13 protein-coding genes are annotated in these 17,173 nt (G+C 72.2%); 6 read left to right on the top strand and 7 right to left on the bottom strand.

Annotated elements, in window-relative coordinates; translation table 11 throughout:
- The first annotated feature begins 42 nt into the window (after window positions 1–42).
- Window positions 43–2,856 (top strand): aconitate hydratase AcnA, encoded by a 2,814-nt coding sequence (gene acnA / locus FGI33_RS04890; protein ID WP_119434157.1) that lies wholly within the window; start codon window positions 43–45, stop codon window positions 2,854–2,856.
- Window positions 2,857–2,970: 114 nt separating this feature from the next.
- Window positions 2,971–4,923, top strand: a complete 1,953-nt coding sequence (dxs, locus tag FGI33_RS04885; protein ID WP_119434158.1) for a 1-deoxy-D-xylulose-5-phosphate synthase — start codon at window positions 2,971–2,973, stop codon at window positions 4,921–4,923.
- A 64-nt stretch (window positions 4,924–4,987) separates the two neighbouring features.
- On the opposite strand, the gene FGI33_RS04880 is transcribed toward dxs, so the two are convergent.
- From FGI33_RS04880 to FGI33_RS04850, 7 genes are all read right to left on the bottom strand, one after another.
- Window positions 4,988–7,117 (bottom strand): 3-hydroxyacyl-CoA dehydrogenase NAD-binding domain-containing protein, encoded by a 2,130-nt coding sequence (locus tag FGI33_RS04880; protein WP_119434159.1) that lies wholly within the window; start codon window positions 7,115–7,117, stop codon window positions 4,988–4,990.
- Complete coding sequence (locus FGI33_RS04875) at window positions 7,114–8,250, bottom strand: thiolase family protein (protein WP_239529191.1); 1,137 nt, start codon at window positions 8,248–8,250, stop codon at window positions 7,114–7,116. The genes FGI33_RS04880 and FGI33_RS04875 overlap by 4 nt, the downstream gene beginning before the upstream one ends.
- Before the next feature lie 143 nt (window positions 8,251–8,393).
- Window positions 8,394–9,881 (bottom strand): ribonuclease D, encoded by a 1,488-nt coding sequence (locus FGI33_RS04870; RefSeq protein ID WP_237582339.1) that lies wholly within the window; start codon window positions 9,879–9,881, stop codon window positions 8,394–8,396.
- Entirely contained in the window at window positions 9,878–10,474 is a 597-nt protein-coding gene (locus FGI33_RS04865) for a DUF3000 domain-containing protein (protein ID WP_119373099.1), read from the bottom strand. The genes FGI33_RS04870 and FGI33_RS04865 overlap by 4 nt, the downstream gene beginning before the upstream one ends.
- A gap of 93 nt (window positions 10,475–10,567) precedes the next feature.
- Window positions 10,568–11,314: a dihydrofolate reductase family protein gene (locus tag FGI33_RS04860; protein ID WP_237582338.1), complete on the bottom strand. Its 747-nt coding sequence runs from the start codon at window positions 11,312–11,314 to the stop codon at window positions 10,568–10,570.
- Window positions 11,311–11,751, bottom strand: coding sequence for a SufE family protein (locus tag FGI33_RS04855; RefSeq protein ID WP_043586825.1), 441 nt, complete (start codon window positions 11,749–11,751; stop codon window positions 11,311–11,313). The genes FGI33_RS04860 and FGI33_RS04855 overlap by 4 nt, the downstream gene beginning before the upstream one ends.
- Entirely contained in the window at window positions 11,748–12,659 is a 912-nt protein-coding gene (locus FGI33_RS04850; RefSeq protein WP_119434703.1) for a sulfurtransferase, read from the bottom strand. The genes FGI33_RS04855 and FGI33_RS04850 overlap by 4 nt, the downstream gene beginning before the upstream one ends.
- A 168-nt stretch (window positions 12,660–12,827) precedes the next feature.
- Here FGI33_RS04850 and zapE point away from each other — a divergent pair, with 168 nt between their 5' ends.
- The 4 genes from zapE to FGI33_RS04830 all read left to right on the top strand — a co-directional run bounded on the left by zapE (window position 12,828) and on the right by FGI33_RS04830 (window position 17,160).
- The gene (gene zapE, locus FGI33_RS04845; protein ID WP_119434704.1) at window positions 12,828–13,892 is read left to right on the top strand and encodes a cell division protein ZapE; all 1,065 of its coding nucleotides are present in this window, start codon (window positions 12,828–12,830) and stop codon (window positions 13,890–13,892) included.
- A 252-nt stretch (window positions 13,893–14,144) separates the two neighbouring features.
- A complete protein-coding gene (locus tag FGI33_RS04840; protein WP_119434705.1) occupies window positions 14,145–15,431 on the top strand; it encodes an ammonium transporter in 1,287 nt (428 codons plus the stop codon).
- A 240-nt stretch (window positions 15,432–15,671) separates the two neighbouring features.
- Entirely contained in the window at window positions 15,672–16,511 is an 840-nt protein-coding gene (locus FGI33_RS04835; RefSeq protein WP_119434706.1) for an aldo/keto reductase, read from the top strand.
- A 217-nt stretch (window positions 16,512–16,728) separates the two neighbouring features.
- Window positions 16,729–17,160: a helix-turn-helix domain-containing protein gene (locus FGI33_RS04830; RefSeq protein WP_119435126.1), complete on the top strand. Its 432-nt coding sequence runs from the start codon at window positions 16,729–16,731 to the stop codon at window positions 17,158–17,160.
- The last annotated feature ends 13 nt before the right edge of the window (window positions 17,161–17,173 follow it).

Raw genomic sequence — 17,173 nt, 5'->3', positions numbered from 1 at the left:
GGAATCGACTTCCGCGCCCATCCAGCGAGGGAAGAGGGCCACGTGTCTGCAATCAACAGCTTCGGCGCGAAGGACACACTCCGCGTCGGGGACACCGACTACGAGATCTACCGCATCGACACCGTGGCGGGCCACGAGCGTCTCCCGTTCAGCCTCAAGGTGCTGCTCGAGAACCTCCTCCGCACCGAGGACGGCAAGAACGTCACCGGCAGCCAGATCAGCGCCCTCGGCGACTGGGCCCCGGAGTCCGAGCCCGACACCGAGATCCAGTTCACGCCCGCGCGCGTCGTGATGCAGGACTTCACCGGCGTCCCCTGCATCGTCGACCTCGCCACCATGCGCGAGGCCGTCGGCGAGCTGGGCGGCGACCCCACCAAGATCAACCCGCTGGCGCCCGCCGAGCTCGTGATCGACCACTCGGTCATCGCCGACCTCTTCGGCTCCGAGGACGCGCTCGAGCGCAACGTCGACATCGAGTACGAGCGCAACGGCGAGCGGTACCAGTTCCTCCGCTGGGGCCAGACGGCGTTCGAGGACTTCAAGGTCGTCCCGCCCGGCACGGGCATCGTCCACCAGGTCAACATCGAGCACCTCGCCCGCGTCACGATGACGCGCGAGGTGGGCGGCGCGCTCCAGGCGTACCCCGACACCTGCGTCGGCACCGACTCGCACACCACCATGGTCAACGGCCTGGGCGTGCTGGGCTGGGGCGTCGGCGGGATCGAGGCGGAGGCGGCCATGCTCGGCCAGCCCGTCTCGATGCTCATCCCCAAGGTCGTCGGCTTCAAGCTCGCGGGCGAGATCCCCACGGGCGTCACCGCGACGGACGTGGTGCTCACGATCACGCAGATGCTGCGCAAGCACGGCGTCGTCGGCAAGTTCGTGGAGTTCTACGGCACGGGCGTCGGCGCCGTCCCGCTCGCCAACCGCGCCACCATCGGCAACATGAGCCCCGAGTTCGGCTCGACCGCGGCCGTCTTCCCCATCGACGACGTCACCCTCGAGTACCTGCGCCTCACCGGCCGCAGCGAGGAGCAGGTCGCGCTCGTCGAGGCGTACGCCAAGGAGCAGAAGCTGTGGCACGACGCCGACGTCGAGCCGTCGTTCAGCGAGTACCTGGAGCTCGACCTCTCGACGGTCGTCCCCTCCATCGCCGGCCCGAAGCGCCCACAGGACCGCATCGAGCTGACCGACGCGAAGTCGCAGTTCGAGCGCGACCTCAACGACTACGCGCAGGTCGACCACGACATCGTCGACCTCACGACGGCGATGAGCTTCCCGGCGTCCGACCCGGGCGAGCTGCAGCCGGAGGACGAGCACTCGTCGCACGAGCACCACCACGCGTCGCAAAGCCCCTCCTCGGTCTCGAAGCCCACGCACGTCACCCTCGAGGACGGCAGCGACTTCACGCTGGACCACGGCGCGGTCGCCATCGCGGCCATCACCTCGTGCACCAACACGTCCAACCCGTCGGTCATGCTCGCGGCCGGGCTCCTCGCCCGCAACGCGAGCAAGAAGGGCCTCAAGGCCAAGCCGTGGGTCAAGACCACGCTGGCGCCCGGATCCAAGGTCGTCACGGACTACTACGAGAAGTCCGGCCTCACCACGTACCTCGAGGACCTCGGCTTCTACACGGTCGGCTACGGCTGCACGACCTGCATCGGCAACTCGGGCCCGCTGATCGACGAGATCTCCACCGCGGTGCAGGACAACGACCTCGCCGTCACGGCCGTCCTCTCGGGCAACCGGAACTTCGAGGGCCGCATCAACCCCGACGTGAAGATGAACTACCTGGCGAGCCCGCCGCTCGTGATCGCCTACGCGCTGGCCGGGTCGATGAACTTCGACTTCGACGCCGACGCGCTGGGCACCGACGCCGACGGCAACGACGTGTTCCTCAAGGACATCTGGCCCGACGCGGCCGAGGTCCAGTCGACCATCGACAGCTCCATCGACACGGGCATGTTCACGCACCAGTACGCCGGCGTCTTCGACGGCGACGAGCGCTGGCGCTCGCTCCCCACGCCCATTGGCGCGACGTTCGAGTGGGACGCGGAGTCGACCTACGTGCGGAAGCCCCCGTACTTCGAGGGCCTCACGATGGAGATCACGCCGGTCTCCGACATCCAGGGCGCGCGCGTCCTCGCCAAGCTGGGCGACTCGGTCACGACCGACCACATCAGCCCGGCCGGCTCGATCAAGGCGGACAGCCCCGCGGGCCGCTACCTCGACGAGCACGGCGTCGGCCGCAAGGACTACAACTCCTACGGCTCGCGCCGCGGCAACCACGAGGTCATGATCCGCGGCACGTTCGCGAACATCCGCCTCCGCAACCAGCTGCTCGACGGCGTCGAGGGCGGCTACACGCGCGACTTCACGCAGGAGGGCGGCCCGCAGTCGTTCATCTACGACGCGTCCGAGAACTACCAGGCGGCGGGCACCCCGCTCGTGATCCTCGGCGGCAAGGAGTACGGCTCCGGCTCGTCGCGCGACTGGGCGGCGAAGGGCACGAGCCTCCTGGGCGTCAAGGCGGTCATCACCGAGAGCTTCGAGCGGATCCACCGCTCCAACCTCATCGGCATGGGCGTCGTCCCGCTGCAGTTCCCGGCGGGCGAGACCTGGGCGTCGCTCGGGCTCGACGGCACCGAGGAGATCAGCATCACCGGGCTCGAGGAGCTGAACTCCGGCACCACGCCGCGCACGGTGCACGTCGTCGCGGCGCCCACCGCCGACTCTGCCGCGGGCAAGGAGACGGTGGAGTTCGACGCGGTCGTGCGCATCGACACCCCCGGCGAGGCGGACTACTACCGCAACGGCGGCATCCTGCAGTACGTGCTGCGCAGCCTGGTCGCGTAACGGCGACCTGAGGAGGCCGGGCGGCGACGCCCGGCCTCCTTCGTGCATGCAGGGCCCTGCGTACACTCGATGAGGCGGGAGCCTGGACATGGCTCCCGATGGAAGGCGGTCAGCATGGGAATCCTCGAGACGATCACGGGACCCCGGGACCTCGACCGGCTGAGCCGCGAGCAGATGCTCGAGCTCGCGGCGGAGATCCGGCAGTTCCTCGTCGCGGAGGTCTCCAAGACGGGCGGCCACCTCGGGCCGAACCTCGGCGTCGTCGAGACGACCCTCGCCATCCACCGGGTCTTCGACTCCCCGAGGGACCCCATCGTCTTCGACACCGGCCACCAGTCGTACGTGCACAAGCTGCTCACGGGCCGGCAGGACTTCTCGCGGCTCCGCGAGTCGGGCGGCCTGGCCGGCTACCCTCAGCGCGCGGAGTCGGAGCACGACATCGTCGAGAGCTCGCACGCGTCGAGCTCGCTGAGCTGGGCCGACGGGATCTCGCGGGCCTTCGGGATCACGGGCCAGACCGACCGCCACGTGGTCGCGGTGGTGGGCGACGGCGCCCTCACCGGCGGCATGACGTGGGAGGCGCTCAACAACATCTCCGACGACAACACGCGGAAGCTGATCATCGTCGTCAACGACAACGGGCGGTCCTACGCCCCGACCATCGGCGGCATGGCCCGGTTCCTCAACACGGTGCGCACCCGCCGCACCTACCGCGGGCTGTACGAGACGAGCCAGCGCGTGTTCGGCGTCTTCGGAGCACCCGGGGACAGCCTCTACCGCGGCCTCCGCGGGGGCCTGCACGGCTTCCTCACGCGCGTCACCGACAACGAGGCGCTGTACTCCAACCTCGACATCAAGTACCTGGGGCCCATCGACGGGCACGACCAGCAGGCGATGGAGGAGGCGCTCGAGCAGGCGCGCGACTACGGCGCGCCCGTCATCGTGCACGCGATCACGGAGAAGGGCCGCGGGTACGAGCCCGCCCGCCGGGACGTCGCGGACCAGTTCCACGCGGTGGGGCAGATCGACCCCGAGACCGGCGAGCCCGTCGACGCGTCGCACGCCCCCAGCTGGACCAGCGTCTTCGCCGACGAGATCCTGCACCTCGCGGAGCAGGACGAGCGCATCGTCGGGATCACCGCCGCCATGCTGCGCCCGGTCGGCCTCGACCGGTTCGCGGAGCGCTTCCCGGAGCGCGTGCACGACGTCGGCATCGCCGAGCAGCACGCGGTGACGAGCGCCGCGGGCCTCGCGTACGGGGGCCTCCACCCCGTGGTCGCGCTCTACGCCACCTTCGTCAACCGCGCCTTCGACCAGGTGCTCATGGACGTCGCGCTGCACCGCGCCGGCGTGACCTTCGTGCTCGACCGCGCGGGCGTCACCGGTCCCGACGGGCCGAGCCACCACGGCATGTGGGACCTGGCGCTGCTGCAGATCGTGCCGCACATCCGCCTGAGCGCCCCGCGCGACGCCACCCGCCTCCGCGAGGAGCTCGGCGAGGCCGTGAAGGTCGACGACGCGCCGACCGTCGTGCGCTTCTCCAAGGGCAACGTCGGCGACGAGATCGAGGCCGTGCGACGCCTGGACGACGGCGTCGACGTGCTGCACGAGTCGGCGTCCCAGGACGTGCTCATCGTCACCGTGGGTCCCATGGCGACCATGGGCATCGAGGTCGCGAAGCGCCTCGCCGCGCAGGGCATCGGCGCCACCGTCGTCGACCCGCGGTGGGTCGTGCCCGTGCCGCGCAGCGTCGTGGAGCTCGGCGGCACGCACCGGCTCGTCGTGACGATCGAGGACGGCGTCGTCGTGGGCGGCATCGGCACGCGCATCCGCCAGGACCTCCGCGAGGCCGGCATCGACACCGGCGTGACCGAGCTAGGCCTGCCGGACGAGTTCCTCGACCACGGCACGCGCTCGGAGATCCTCGAGCGCATCGGCCTCACGCCGCAGCACATCGCACGGGACGTCGTCGCCCAGGTGCTCGGTAGCCGCGTGCCCGCGGCCCGGCCGCTGCCGGAGGACGGGGACCGCGTCTCGATCCGCACGGAGGACGACGAGCAGGCCTGACCGCCCGACGCACGCGAGGAGGGCCCGGCCGATGCGGCCGGGCCCTCCTGTCGTGCCGGTGGAGCTACGCCACGCCGCGGATGGGCGGGTGGTGGAACGTGTCGCCGAACGCCCGGTCGCTCGCCCCGACGCGGTCGAGGTACGGCGTGAGGCCGCCCATCTGGAACGGGTAGCCGGCGCCGAGGATGAGGCACAGGTCGATGTCCTCCGCCGCGTGCACGACGTCGTCCTCGAGCATGCGATGCACCTCGTCCGCGAGCCCCGTCTCGACGCGCGCGCGGATCTCCTCCGCCGTCATCGGGTCCGTGCCGCCCTTCACGATGCGCACGGCCTCCTTGTCGAAGCCCGTCGGGCGGCCCTTCGCGTCGCGCGCGTAGATCCGACCGAGGTCCGCGAGCCGGTGGAGGTTGGGGCTCTCGAAGAAGCGGTCGGGGAACGCGGCGTGATGCGTGTCGAGCACGTGCGCGCCGACCTTGAGTCCCACGAGCTCGAGCAGCTCGAACGGCGTCATCGGCAGGCCGAACGGCGCGAGCGACCGGTCGACGACCTCGAAGGGCGTGCCCGTGTCCACGGCGTGCATGGCCTCGCCGAGGACCTTCGCGAGGATCCGGTTCACCACGAAGCCGGGGGTGTCCCTCGTGATGACGGCGTTCTTCCGGAGCCTCTTCGCGACCTGCATCGCGGTCGACAGCGTCTCGTCGGTGGTCTGCGGCGTGCGCACGACCTCGATGAGCGGCATCACGGCGACCGGGTTGAAGAAGTGGAAGCCCACGACCCGCTCCGGGTGCTGCAGGCGCTCGGCGATGCGCTCGACCGAGAGGCTCGACGTGTTGGTCGCGAGGATCGCCGTCTCCGACACGTGCTGCTCGATCTCGGCGAACACCGCCTGCTTCACGCCCAGCTCCTCGAACACGGCCTCGATGACCCAGTCCGCGTCGGCGAAGTCGGCCTTGTCGGTCGTGCCCGTGATGAGCGCGGTGAGCCGGTTGGCCTCGTCGGGGGAGATGCGCCCCTTCTCGGCGAGCTTCCGGATCTCCCCGTGGATGCCGGCGACCCCCGCGTCGACGCGCGCCTGGTCGAGGTCGGTGATGACCACGGGCACCTGCAGCCGGCGCACGAACAGCAGCGCGAACTGCGACGCCATGAGGCCGGCGCCGACGACGCCGACCTTGGTGACCGGCCGGGCCGCCTTCGCGTCCGGCGCTCCCGCGGGGCGCTTGGCGCGCTTCTGCACGAGGTCGAACGCGTAGATGCTGGCGCGGAACTGGTCGCCCGAGATGAGGTCGGCGAGGGCCTCGTCCTCGGCGGCGAAGCCCTCCTCGCGCGTGCTCCGCTTCGCGGCCTGCAGGAGGTCGAGGGCGCGGTACGGCGAGAGGGCGACCGTGCCGATCCGCTGCTCGAGCGACTTCCGCGCGATCCCGATGGCGACGTCCCACTTCGCGATGCGCTCGAGGCGGCCCGGCGCGTTCGGCCGCTTCACCTCGATCGCGCCGGAGATGACCCCGTCGGCCCAGCGGATCGACTGCTCGAGGAACGAGGCGGAGGGGAAGGACGCGTCGGCGATGCCGAGCTCCATGACGTCCGCGGCCTTCAGCGTGCGGTTGTTCTTGAGCGGGTTCTCGATGACCACCTTGAGGGCGTTCTCGATGCCGATCAGGTTCGGCAGCAGCCACGCGCCGCCCCAGCCGGGGATGATCCCGAGGAAGACCTCGGGCAGCGCGACCGCGGGCACGGACTCGTCGACCGTGCGGTAGTCCGAGTTCAGGCCGATCTCGAGCCCGCCGCCGAGCGCGAGCCCGTTGATGAACGTGAACGACGGCACGCCGAGACGGTGCAGCCGGCCGAGGGTGTCGTGCCCGAGCTGCGCCATTTGGCGGCCGACCTCGCGGCTGGGGATCTCGCCGACCTTGCTGAGGTCGGCGCCCGCGGCGAGGATGAACGGCTTGCCCGTGATGGCGACCCCGCGGATCTCGCCGGACGCCGCCCGCGCCGCGAGGCCGTCGAGCGCGTCGGCGAGCTCCAGCAGGGTGGCCGGCCCGAGGGTCGACGGACGGGTGTGGTCGCGCCCGTTGTCGAGCGTGACGAGCGCGAGCACGCCGCCCGAGGGCAGCGGCACGTCGCGGACGTGCGAGTGGGTGACGACCTCGTCGGGGTCGAGCGCCACGAGCTCCCGGAAGCGGCTGGTGTCGGTCACTTGTTCCTCTTCCTCTTGCCGGTGAAGTGCGGGTTCTCCCAGATGACGCTGCCGCCCTGGCCGAGGCCGACGCACATCGCCGTGAGGCCGTAGCGGACCTCCGGGTGCTGCTCGAACTGGCGCGCGAGCTGGTTCATGAGCCGGACGCCGCTCGACGCGAGCGGGTGGCCGACGGCGATCGCGCCGCCGTACTCGTTGACGCGCGGGTCGTCGTCGTCGATGCCGAAGTGGTCGAGGAGGCTGAGCACCTGGATGGCGAACGCCTCGTTGAGCTCGAAGAGCCCGATGTCGTCGATCGTGAGCCCGGCCTTCCGGAGCGCCTTCTCGGTGCTCGGCACGGGTCCGATGCCCATGATCTCGGGCTCGACGCCCGCGAACGCGAAGGACACCAGGGTCATCTTCGGGGAGAGGCCGAGCTCCTTCACGGCGTCGCCGCTCGCGAGGAGGGCGGCGGTCGCGCCGTCGTTGAGGCCCGACGAGTTGCCGGCCGTGACGCGGCCGTGCGGGCGGAACGGGGTGCGGAGGCCGGCGAGCCCCTCGAGGGTGGTCTCGGGGCGCATGGCCTCGTCGCGCGTGGCGAGCCCCCAGCCCTGGTCGGACCGGGTCGCGACGGGAACGAGGTCCGGCTGGATGTCGCCGTTCGCGTAGGCGAGCGCGGTCTTGCGCTGGCTCGCGAGGGCGTAGCGGTCGGCGCGCTCGCGGGTGAGCGACGGGAAGCGGTCGTGGATCCGCTCTGCCGTGTTCCCCATGTTGAGGGCGTCCTGGCTCACGAGGCGCTCGGCGAGGAAGCGGGGGTTCGGGTCCGCGTCGAAGCCCATCGGGTGGCGGCCCATGTGCTCGACGCCGCCCGCGATCGCGAGGTCGTAGGCGCCGAACGCGATGCCGCCCGCGGTGGCGGTGACGCTCGTCATGGCGCCCGCGCACATCCGGTCGATGGCGAAGCCGGGGACGGACCGAGGGAGCCCGGCCAGCAGCGCGGCGGTGCGGCCGAGGGTGAGGCCCTGGTCGCCCGTCTGCGTCGTGGCCGCGATGGCGACCTCGTCGATCCGGTCCTTCGGCACCTGCGGGTTCCGCTCGAGCAACCCGATCATGGCCTTGACCACCAGGTCGTCGGCGCGGGTCCGCCAGTACATGCCCTTCTCACCCGCTCGTCCGAACGGGGTGCGGACCCCGTCCACGAAATGGACTTCGGCTCTCTCGACCACTGACGCCTCCTCGCATCGATTTCCCCCACCCTAGGGAGAGGCCGGAGGGGCGCCGAATCCGTTGACTGTTCCTACGAGGCCCCGTCGTCGGTCGCGTCGTCGGCTTGGCCAGCATCGACAAAGGCCGCGGCCACCTGAGCGGCCGTCGCCTCGATCTGCCAGGGGCGCGCCCCCCACGACGCGAGGGCGTCCGCGACGTCGTCGGGCGCGAGGTCGGCGGGCGGCGTCCAGGCGACGCGACGCAGCACCTCGGGCGTCAGCAGGTTCTCCTGCGGCACGCCCATCGCGGTCGCGACCTCCTGCACGGCGACGCGGGCGCGCTTGAGGCGGCGGTCGGCGGCGGGATCCTTGTCGGCCCAGGCCTTCGGCGGCGGCATGGTCTCGCCCGTGCCCCGCAGCTGCGGGAACTCGGTGGCGGCGAGGCCGCGCTCGACGGCGGCCCACCAGCGGTCGATCTCGCTGCGGCTCGCGCGGCCCGAGAACTCGCGCACGGCGGCGAGGTCGCGCTTGGTCTGCGGCAGGACCCGCGCGACCGCGACGAGCGACCCGTCGGGGACGAGGCGGCCGGGGCTCGTGTCGACCTCGCGCGCGTACGCGTCGCGGGCCTCCCACAGCTCCTTCGCGACCGCGAGGTTGCGACCGCCGCGGACCCCGTGCAGACCGCTCAGGCGACGCCACGGCTCGACCCGGGCGGGCTTCGCCTCCTTGGCGATGGTCGCGGCGAACTCCTGCGCGGCGATGTCGGCCTTGCCCTGCTCCTCGAGGCGGCGCGCGATCTCGTCGCGCACGTCGACGAGCAGCTCCACGTCCAGCGCGGCGTAGACGAGCCAGGCGCGGGGGAGCGGGCGGGTCGACCAGTCGGCGGCGGAGTGCTCCTTGGCGAGGTGGATCCCGAGCAGCTCCTCCACCACAGTGCCGAGGCCGACGCGCGGCAGGCCGAGCAGCCGCGAGGCGAGCTCCGTGTCGAAGATGCGCTGCGGGTCGAGGCCGACCTCGCGAAGGCACGCGAGGTCCTGGCTGGCGGCGTGGAGGACCCACTCGACGTCGCGGATCACCTCGTCGAGCTCCGAGAAGTCGCCGACGGCGGGCGGGTCGAAGAGGAAGGTGCCGGCGCCGCGGCGGAAGACCTGGATCAGGTACGCGCGCTGGCTGTAGCGGAAGCCCGAGGCGCGCTCGGCGTCGACCGCGATGGGACCGGTGCCGGCCGCGATGGCCTCGACGGCGCGGAGGTACTCCTCGCGCGTGTCGATGACGGTGAGGTCACCGGTGGCGGCGGCCTCGCGGAGGGGCTTCCGCGCGGGTGCGTCGGGCTCCGTGGGCGCGATGGCGGCGGGCGCCGGCTCGGGGACGGGATCCGACTCGGCCCGCCGGGTGCGGGTGCGGATCCGCGCGACGACGGCGTCGGTGGCGGTGGATCCGGGGACGTCGGAGAACAGGGACGTGCCCATCGCCGGTCGGCGGAGGCCCGTCGCGGGCCGCTCGTCGGCTGCGGCGTCGCCGCCGGTCGCGTCGGGACCGCCGGTCGCGTCGGGGTCGGGGATGTCGGACGGGGCGTTCACGTCCGGGTGCGTCGCGCTGATAGCAGTGTCACTCCTTCGCCCGCGGGAGGCAGTCCGGCGAGCATGCACAGTAGTTCCCCCCAGCCTTCCACATGGGCGGTCACGTCGGCGTCCGCCGGGGTCCACGAGGCGCGCAGCTCGATCTTGGCGCCGCTGCCCTGACGGGCGAGCTCGCCGTAGCCGGTGGAGATGATCCGGGTAGCGGTGCCCGACGGCGACGAGTACCGGGCTCCGCGGGAGGCGAGGCCGTCGACCAGCCAGGACCACGCGACGTCGGCGAGGAACGGATCCGTCCCCATGTCGGTCTCGAGCGGCGCCTGCGCGAAGCAGACCACGCGGAAGGCCCCGCCCCACGCGTCCGGCTCCTCGGGGTCGTGCAACAGGATGAAGCGGCCGGTGCCGAGCTCCGAGTCGGAGGCGTGGCCGGACGGCGAGACGTCGGCGGCGAGCGCCACGGCGTAGGGCGCCAGGTTGCTCGAGGGGGAGGGGATCTCCGTGAGCACGAGCTCGGACCGCGTGGTCGCGCGACGCAGCGCGTCCAGCGCCGCGCGGAACTCGGGCGGATCCTCGGCACTGTCACGGGTGTCTACCACGGGGGCAGACTACGTTCCGGCGCGCCCCGGCCCGGGAGCCACGCCGCGGCGGGGACGCGCGGCGCGGATGCCGATCACGGCGCGACCAGGGGATCAGCCCCGCGGCAGCGTCCAGCGGGCGTAGGTGCGGTGGTCGTCGTCGACGAGCAGCTGGTCGAGCCGCATCGACGCGTGGATGCCCGAGCCCGCCGGCACGAGCGGCGTCAGCGGCGTCACGAGCTCGGGCGAGGTCGTGAGGCAGAGCTCGTCCACGCGGCCCGACGCGAGGAGGGACGCGGCGAGCGCGGGCCCGCCCTCGCACACGACGTGCGTCAGCCCGCGGCCGCGGAGCGCGTCGACGACGTGGTCGCCGCCCATCCGCCCGTCGGCCGCGGCGCCCAGCGGCACGGGCACGATCTCGGCGGGCACGCCGCCCAGCGTCGCCACGGCCCGGTCGCGCGATTCGGGCGGGCACAGCACGAGCAGGCGTCCGGGTCCGGCGTCCGGGTCGAAGCGGTGCCCCTCCAGGTCGCCCGAGGAGGTCGCGACGGCCAGGGGGGTGCGGCGGGGGAGCACGTAGCGCTCGGCGCGCACCGTGCCCGCGCCCACGAGCACGACGTCGGCGAGCTCGCGGATAACGCCGAGGATCCGCCGGTCGACCGCGCTCGAGAGGCTGTCGGACGTGCCGTCGGCGCCGATGACGCTGCCGTCGACCGACGCCACGAAGTTGAGGCGGACGTGGTCGCGGGATCCCGGACGGTAGAGGCCCTCGAGCCACTCCCTCGTGCCGTCGTCGTCCAACCCGCGCGCGTGCACCGGGTCGCCCGGCCGGGGGACGGGCAGGACCCGCGCGATCCTCACCCGGCGAGCCGCTCGCGCACCTGGCGCTTGACGCGCCCGAGCATCGCCGTCATGCCGCGCATGCGCAGCGGCGACACGGCGGCGTCGAGCCCGATGGTGGACGGGTAGTCGTCGGGCACCGCGAGCACCACGTCGGCCGGGAGCCCGTCGAGGCCCTGCGCGAGGATCGACGCGAACCCGCGGCTCGTCGGCGCCTCGGCGGGCGCCTGGGCGTGCACGTGCACGTCGCCGTCGACGACCTCCACGAACATGAACACCGGCGACTGGCACTCCTCGACGCGCTCGAGCAGGTCCGGGTGGTCGGCGTACCGCGCGGGCAGCTCGGGGAGCTCGTTGCTGAAGTCGAGGAGGAGCAGGAGCCGGTCGCGCTGCTCGAGCGCGAGGAAGTCGTCGCGGATCTCGGCGAGCGCCGCGGGCAGCTCGGGGGATCCGGTCATCGGGCGGGCAGCTCCCCGGGCTCGGCGCCCTGGACGATGGGGACGCGCACGGCGGATCCCCACTCGGTCCAGGAGCCGTCGTAGTTGCGCACGCCCTCGAAGCCCAGCAGGTGCGTGAGCACGAACCACGTGTGGCTCGAGCGCTCCCCGATGCGGCAGAGGACCACGACGTCGTCGCCGTCGCCGAGGCCCGCGCCCTCGCGGTAGACCGCGTCGAGCTCGGCGCGCGTCCGGAAGGAGCCGTCGTCGGCCGCGGCCTTGGCCCACGGGACGTTCTGCGAGGTGGGGATGTGGCCGGCGCGGAGCGCGCCCTCCTCGGGGTAGGCGGGCGCGGTGGTGCGCTGGCCGGTGTACTCCTCGGGGCTGCGGACGTCGATGAGCGGGTTGCCGAGGTGCGCGAGCACGTCGTCCTTGAACGCGCGGATCTCCTCGTCGCGGCGCTCGACGACGGGGTACTCGACCGGGGCGACCTCGGGGCGGTCGGTCGTGGTCGGGCGGCCCTCGGCGATCCACTTGTCGCGGCCGCCGTCGAGCAGGCGCACGTCCTCGTGGCCGAACAGGGTGAAGACCCAGAGGGCGTACGCGGCCCACCAGTTGCTCTTGTCGCCGTAGATGACGACCGTGCTGTCGCGCGCGATGCCGCGCTCCGACATGAGCTGGGCGAACCGCGCGCCGTCGACGTAGTCGCGCTGCACGGGGTCGTTGAGGTCGGTGTGCCAGTCGAGCTTGACCGCGCCGGGGATGTGGCCGGTCTCGTAGAGGAGCACGTCCTCGTCGGACTCGACGACCACGAGGCCGGGCGTCAGGGCGCCGTCCGCGAGGCGCTCCTGGAGCCAGTCGCCGCTGACGAGGCGCTCCGGGTGGGCGTACTCGGCGAACCTGGGGGTGGTGTCCGGCTCGACGGCCATGGGGCTCTCCTTGCTCTCGCGGCCGCGGGGGCCGCGCTGGTGGGACGCGGATTAGTCTGGTGGGTGTTGCGCGGGCATCTAGCGCCGCGCGTCGACCACCATCCACGGTAACGGTTCGCCCTGCGCGGGACTTCCCGACACCGCCACATGACAGCCGGAGACTCACCTGTGACGAACGCCGACATCGGATCGCGGAGCCACGACGCGGAGGGCACGGGACCGGGCGCCCTCGTCGGCCGCTCGCCGAGCATCACCGGCCAGGAGATCGCCGCGCACCTCGTGCCCCCGCGGCAGTTCGACGAGGCGCGTGTCGACACCTACCGGCCCGACCCCGAGTACGACACGCAGGCGCAGGCCGTCGAGGTCCTCCGCGCGTTCTCGGGCGACCGCGCCGGATCCCGCGGCGGCCTGTTCTCGCGGCGCAAGGCGCCCGCCCCGAAGCCCGGGGTCTACCTCGACGGCGGGTTCGGCGTCGGCAAGACCCACCTCCTGGCGTCGCTCTGGCACGCCATGCCGGGACCGAAGTACTTCGGCACCTTCATCGAGTACACGGCGCTGGTGGGGGCGCTCGGCTACCAGGGCGCCGTCGGGATCCTGCGCGGTGCGACGCTCGTGGCCATCGACGAGTTCGAGCTCGACGACCCGGGCGACACGATGATGATGACCCGCCTGCTGTCCGACCTGGTGGCCGACGGCACGCGCATCGCCGCGACGAGCAACACCCCGCCGAACGCCCTGGGGGAGGGACGCTTCGCCGCGGCCGACTTCCTGCGCGAGATCCAGGCCATGAGCGACCGCTTCGACACCATCCGCATCGACGGGCTCGACTACCGGCGCCGCGCCTTCGAGGGCCACGCGGTCACGGTGGACGCCGACGACCTCGACGCGCGGGCGGGCGCGGCGCAGGCCGCCGGCCGGTCCGTGACCGTCGACGCGTTCCCCGAGCTCGTCGCGCACCTCTCCCGGCTGCACCCCTCCAAGTACGTCAAGGTCATCGAGGGCGTCGATGCGATCGCGCTCCGCGACGTCACGCAGCTGCAGGGCCAGACCGACGCGCTCCGCTTCGTCGCCTTCGTCGACCGGGTGTACGACGCGCAGATCCCGCTGCTCGCGTCGGGCACGCCATTCGACGAGGCCTTCTCGGCCGAGATGCTCGCCGGCGGCTACCGCAAGAAGTACCTGCGCGCGATCTCGCGGCTCATCTCGCTCACCGCGGCCGGGCGCGACCTCTAGCCCAGCTCCCTCCGGCGTGCCTGGATCGGGGGCCATCCCCGGCATGCCCGCTGCCCGGGGAAACACGATGTTCACACGGGCACCGTCCGTGTAACGCGCCGGAAACACGTCCGGCGAGCCGGCGAAACCTCGCCCGTCGACACTGGATCCGTACCCGGCACCCGGCTCGCGCCGAACCCCCCGACCACACGGGCGGCCGCTCGCCCTCCGTCCGGTGCGACCCCCTGCACGACCTACGAGAGGTGAAACACCATGGACCAAGGCAACACCGCCTTCCTCCTGATCGCCGCGGCGCTGGTCCTCCTGATGACGCCGGGTCTGGCGTTCTTCTACGGCGGGCTCGTCAAGGCCAAGAGCGTCATCAGCATGATGATGATGAGCTTCGGGGCCATGGGCCTCATCGGGCTGCTCTGGGTGCTCTACGGCTACGCGGTCACGTTCGGCAACGGCCCCGACGGCGCCGCGGGCAATCCGCGCTTCGTCGGCATCGACGGCGTCCTCGGCATCGATCTCGGCCAGCTCGGCCTCGGCGACGCCTACACCGCGGCCCTCGGCGAGCAGACGAGCGCCTACCCGACGCTCGCGTTCGCGGCCTTCCAGGCCACGTTCGCGATCATCACGGTCGCCCTCATCTCCGGCGCCATCGCCGACCGCGCGAAGTTCGGCGCGTGGATGGTCTTCGCGGGCGTCTGGGCCACGGTCGTCTACTTCCCGGTCGCCAGCTGGGTCTTCAACTTCACGGTCGCCGACGGATCCACCGTCGACGGCGGCTGGATCGCCTACAACGTCGGCGCCATCGACTTCGCGGGCGGCACGGCCGTCCACATCAACGCCGGTGCCGCGGCCCTCGCCCTCTCGCTGGTCCTCGGCAAGCGCGTCGGGTTCGCCAAGGGCATGCACGTGCCGCACAACCCGCCGTTCGTGCTCCTCGGCGCCGGCCTCCTGTGGTTCGGCTGGTTCGGCTTCAACGCCGGCTCCGAGCTCGCGGCCGACGGCATCGCGGCCATCGCGTTCCTCAACACCATCGCCGCCCCCGCCGCCGCCATCCTCGGCTGGCTCGTGGTCGAGAAGATCCGCGACGGCAAGCCCACCTCGGTGGGCGCCGCGTCCGGCGCGGTCGCGGGCCTCGTCGCCATCACCCCGGCGTGCGCCGCGCTGTCGCCCACCTGGGCGATCGTCCTCGGCCTCATCGCCGGCGCCGTCTGCGCCGTCGCGATCGAGCTGAAGTTCAAGCTCGGCTTCGACGACTCGCTCGACGTGGTGGGCATCCACCTCATCGGCGGCCTCATCGGGACGCTCTACATCGGCATCTTCGCGACGAACGTCGGCCTCATCTACTCGGGCTCGCTCGAGCAGCTCGGCAAGCAGGCCCTCGCCGCCTTCGCGGTGCTGATCTACTCCTTCGTGCTCTCGTACGTCATCGGCATGATCATCCAGAAGACCATGGGCTTCCGGGTGAAGAACGAGGACGAGATCGCCGGCATCGACACGATCGTCCACGGCGAGGAGGGCTACGTGCTGGAGACCTCCGGCCGCTGACCCGATCCCCGGTCGACCACGACGGGCGCCGCACCTCGCGAGAGGGCGGCGCCCGTCCGTCGTCTCCGGAGCGCCACCTCATCCGGCCCCACGGCGACCGGCCTGTTCGCCCAGCGCGGAGCGGGCGCGGTCGCCGGACGTCCGGACGCGGGCCGGGCGTACGGTTAGGACTCGGCGAGGCGCGCACGACGGCGCCTCCCGCATCCGACGTGACCATCGAGACGAAGAAGACGAGAGCACATGGCATCCCCCCTCATCACCCTGAACAACGGCGTCACCATCCCGCAGCTGGGCTTCGGCGTCTTCCAGACCCCGCCCGCCGAGACGCAGCAGGCCGTCGAGCGCGCCTTCGAGGCCGGCTACCGCCACATCGACACCGCGGCCGGCTACTACAACGAGGAGGGCGTGGGCGCCGCCATCAAGGCGACGGGCATCCCCCGCGAGGAGCTCTTCATCACCACCAAGCTCCGCAACGGCGACCAGGGCGCGGACAGCGCCCGCACCGCCTTCGAGGACAGCCGCCGCAAGCTCGGCGTCGACGCGGTGGACCTCTACCTCATCCACTGGCCCTACCCGAAGCACGGCCTCTACATTGAGACCTGGAAGACGTTCGAGGCGCTGCACGCCGAGGGCCTCATCCGCGCGATCGGCGTCTCCAACTTCCTCCCGGAGCACCTGGAGAAGCTGGCCGCCGAGAGCGAGGTCGTGCCCGCGGTCAACCAGATCGAGGTGCACCCGACGTTCCAGCAGCACGACCTCTCCACGTTCTCGGTCGAGCGCGGCATCGAGGTCGAGGCGTACAGCCCCCTCGGCCAGGGCGCCGACCTGGAGTCGGACATCGTCACGCGCCTCGCGAAGGAGAAGGACGCCACCCCCGCGCAGATCGTGCTCGCCTGGCACCTCGCGCAGGGCCGCATCGTGATCCCGAAGTCGGTCACGCCGGAGCGCATCGTCCAGAACTTCCAGAGCATCGAGGTCGAGCTCTCGGTCGAGGAGCTCGCCGAGATCGACACCCTGGAGACCGGCACGCGCCTCGGCGCCGACCCGGCGACGGCGGACTTCACGCAGTTCCCGTCCTGATCCCCCCTGCCGGCACGCCGGCAGCACGACGCCCGCCCGGCCCCGCGCCGCGGCGGGCGTCGTCGCGTCGGCGCCCGCCGCGCCGGACCGATCTCATGGACGGGCCCCGAGGGGGCTAGCGTGAGCGACACGACGCTCCCTCAGGCCGGAGGCCAGAGCCTCGGATCCGCCGGAGCCCCCGGAGCCCGCCGGAGCCCGCCACACCGTCAGGAGCATCGTGACCGATCCCATCGTCCCTCCCGCCCGCCTCGCCGACGCGCTCAGCTCCGTGTCCGAGCGCATCGACGCGTCCGTCGACGCGAGCTGGGACGGGCTGACCGGGGTGCAGATCCTCATCCTCCGTCGGCTCTCCGGCACCGAGCGCATGGACCGCGCCTCGCTCGCGCTCGACACCAGGACCGCCCGCGCGGCCACCGTCCCGAGCCTGGCGTCGCTCATGCAGAAGGGCCTCGTGCTGGAGTCCGAGGACCCCGTCGGGTCCTACCTGCACCTCTCCGACGGCGGTCGGGCGCTCCTCTCGGGCGTCCGCGCGGCCCGCGCCGAGTGGCTGGAGCAGGCCGCGCGGCAGGCCCGGCCGCCGGTGCACGGCGACGACCTCCTGCGCGCCGCGGCCCTGCTCGAGCACCTCCGCGGCACGGACGACATCTGAGCGGGCACGGCGC

This window comes from Clavibacter phaseoli (assembly GCF_021922925.1).
Lineage (GTDB): Bacteria > Actinomycetota > Actinomycetes > Actinomycetales > Microbacteriaceae > Clavibacter > Clavibacter phaseoli.
The sequence above is the reverse complement of the archived record's forward strand: the minus strand, read 5'-3'. Positions and strand labels throughout refer to the sequence as shown.